Origin of the sequence: Oerskovia sp. NPDC056781, from assembly GCF_042789955.1 — a bacterium.
GTDB classification, from domain to species: Bacteria; Actinomycetota; Actinomycetes; order Actinomycetales; family Cellulomonadaceae; genus Oerskovia; species Oerskovia rustica.
On the sequence record NZ_JBHUAD010000351.1, the window covers coordinates 1 to 2,763 of the forward strand.

Annotated in this window: 3 protein-coding genes; 1 reads left to right on the forward strand and 2 read right to left on the reverse strand. The window is 69.0% G+C overall.

Annotated elements, in window-relative coordinates; genetic code table 11:
- The first annotated feature begins 446 nt into the window (after positions 1–446).
- Complete coding sequence (locus ACFRCR_RS18215) at positions 447–791, forward strand: putative quinol monooxygenase (RefSeq protein ID WP_377679564.1); 345 nt, start codon at positions 447–449, stop codon at positions 789–791.
- A gap of 57 nt (positions 792–848) precedes the next feature.
- On the opposite strand, the gene ACFRCR_RS18220 is transcribed toward ACFRCR_RS18215, so the two are convergent.
- Together ACFRCR_RS18220 and ACFRCR_RS18225 are read right to left on the reverse strand one after the other, a co-directional pair.
- Positions 849–1,364 carry an HAD domain-containing protein gene (locus ACFRCR_RS18220; protein ID WP_377679566.1) on the reverse strand — a complete coding sequence of 172 codons (516 nt, stop codon included), beginning with the start codon at positions 1,362–1,364 and terminating at the stop codon, positions 849–851.
- 99 nt (positions 1,365–1,463) lie between these two features.
- Positions 1,464–2,282 (reverse strand): TrmH family RNA methyltransferase, encoded by an 819-nt coding sequence (locus tag ACFRCR_RS18225; protein WP_377679567.1) that lies wholly within the window; start codon positions 2,280–2,282, stop codon positions 1,464–1,466.
- Positions 2,283–2,763 lie beyond the last annotated feature (481 nt).

Genomic DNA, 2,763 nt, shown 5'->3' on the forward strand with positions numbered 1-2,763 from the left:
ACCATTGGCATTAACTATCAAGCACACTGTTGAGTTCTCAAGCAACCGACACGCACCGACTCCAACCCACCAGGGGCCTTCACTCGGGGCAACTTGTTAATCTTATCAGACTTTCCGGGGCTTTCCTACCTCGCGATTTCTCGTGAGGTGAGCCGCACAAGTCGACCACATTCCCTACTCCTCAAGGAAACAAGAATCCCCAGGAGTCTTCAGGAAGTTTGGTTCACCCGGGGGATCCAGCCACTTCGCGGCGGCTCCGAAGAGCTTCGCAGTGGTGTCTGTTCCTCCCTGCCGGGCTGACTCAGAGAACATTACGGTGGTCGGGGCCCAACGGTCAAACCCGTGCCCCGTGACCCCGGTCACCGCGCGCCGGCGGGTCGCCAGAGGTGCGTCTGAGGCCCGGGCGCAACCGACAACCCTCCCCGCCCGCCGGGTACCGTCGGGGCATGAGCCTGCCCAGCGAGACCGTTCGTCCGTCCCTCGCCCACAGCCCGGGCGACGGTGCGCCCGTGCGGGTGCTCGTTCCCTGCACGGTCGACGAACGGCACCAGGCTCGTGCGCTCGAGGCGTATCGCGAGCTGGTCGACGCGACCAGGCGGGAGGCCGGCTGCCTGTCGTACGAGCTCCTCCAGTGTGTGGACGACTCGACGCGGTTCCTGCTCGTCGAGGAGTGGGCGTCGCAGGACCATCTCGACGCCCACACCCGGACGGAGCACTTCGTGCGGCTCGTCGCGCAGCTCGAGCAGCTCGAGAGGGCCGCGCCCGCTGAGCTCTACCGACGCGTTCTCTAGGAGGCGCTCGCTCAGGCTGCCGACGCGGAGCGCCTGGTCTCCGACGCTCGCCCCTCGTCAACGGACGACGGACTCCTTGTCCCGCAGCCAGGTGGCGATCGTGTCGACGTCCGCGACGGTCATCCCCACCGTCGGGTCGACCCTGTGCAGCAACGCCCCGGCAGGGTGCGCGCTCTCGATCCACCTCTGGTCTGCGTCCCCGAGAACGTCATCGACCCAGACGAACGGGCGGTCGCCCGCGATGCGAACCAGTGCCTTCGTCTTCCACTGCAGGCCGTCGAACCCATGGTCGCCGTCGTAGGCAGGAAGGTCGGCCACCCGTAGGCGCGGGAGACCGAGCAACGGCGCGATCACCTCGTTCGCACCGTGCATCCACGCGGTCGCCCACATCAGCTCGCACCCCAGGCCGGTCAACAGCGGGCCGAGTGCCCGATCGACACTCGCCAGATGAGGGTTGGACGGCGCCGTCCAGGACTCAGGGGGCCCCGGAGCTCGCGGCATCTCCGGGCCGCCGAACGGGAGCAGCGTCCCGTCGACGTCGAGGAACAGGATCGGACGCGATGCTGCGGTCATCCGCGCACGATAGCGGTCATCCGCGCACCGTGGCGCAACCGGTGTGTCGGACGCCGTCCCCTGCCGAGACCGGCATCGTCCCCGCGCAGCTGGTGACCGTCATCTCGCCGAACGCTGGCGGCGTGCCTCGTAGAGCACGATCGAGGCCGCGTTCGCCGCGTTGAGCGAGCTGGCCGCGCCGGCCATCGGGATGCTGAGCGTGACGTCCGCAGCATCGCGCCATGCGCGGGACAGCCCCGCGGTCTCGTTGCCGACGAGGAGCAGCACGGGCTGAGTCAGGTCGAACGCCGAGATCTCGGCGTCGCCGTCCTCGTCCGTCGCCGCGACCACGATCGGCACGCCGGCAGAACGCTGGTCCTCGACCCAGTCCATGACGTCGTGAGGGGACGCGGCCCGCACGGTCGGCACCGCGAAGAAGGAACCCGTCGAGGCGCGGACGGACTTCGGGTCGTACGCGTCTGCGGCGTGCCCGGTGGTGATCACGCCGTGCGCGCCGAGAGCGTCCGCCGAGCGGATGATCGACCCGATGTTGCCGGGCTGCGTCGGGCGGTCGAACACCAGGCCGAGGAAGTCCTGAGGCACGGGAATCCGCGCGAGGTCGTCGGAGGCCATGCCGACGACGGCCAGCAGCTCAGCCGCGCCCTCGGACTTCTCGCTGATCTCGGCCAGCAGGTCCGCCGACATCGCCACCTTCTCGGCGTTCGGCTGGGACGCGAGCAGGTCCCTGGCCCAGGGCGAGAGGGGCCGGTCGGCGTCGTACAGCAGCGAACGGAGCTCCCACCCGTGCTCGAGCGCCAGATTGACCGGCCGGACACCCTGCACGATGAACTCTCCTGCACGGTGACGCTTGGAGCGGTTGGACAGGAGCGTCTGCAGTACCTGAAATCGAGCATTGCGTGCGCTGATGCGGGTGACCACGTGTTCCTCCGGAGACCTGGCAGCATCTGGGTCCGGCCGCCTGACTCGAAGGCTACCGGCTCGTCCCACGGCGCACGTCGAGCCCTTGCCTGCGTGGTCTGCACGGCAGGCGCTCTCAGGGCAGCAGCGGTGCGGGAACGTTCCACACCGCCGGCGCAGACCGGCCGTGCGTCATGCCAGCACACAGCAACCAGTCGTGACATCGCCCGACGGCGAGGCTCACCAGCCGGCGCGAGCGCAACGCACTCGTCACACCGCGACGGTGGGCCCCTGGCGCCCGACAGCTCCGCACACCTGCCCGTCCACGACGCCCCCGAGCGGCCATGCCGTCGGCAGCGTTCCACCAGGGCGCGACGGCGCACGAGGCGAGAGCCGGAAAGCAGAAGAGCCCCGTGACACGTGGTGGTGTGCGGGGCGGAGGTTGCGGTGGTTCTGGTCGTGGTGTCGCTCGTGGGCGGTGGATGTGGGGGTATGCCAAAGG

What these genes read in the sequence shown, in the direction of transcription:
- ACFRCR_RS18215 (WP_377679564.1), top strand. Translation starts at nt 447, where the DNA reads ATGAGCCTGCCCAGCGAGACCGTTCGTCCGTCCCTCGCCCACAGCCCG.
- ACFRCR_RS18220 (WP_377679566.1), bottom strand. Translation starts at nt 1,364, where the DNA reads ATGACCGCAGCATCGCGTCCGATCCTGTTCCTCGACGTCGACGGGACG.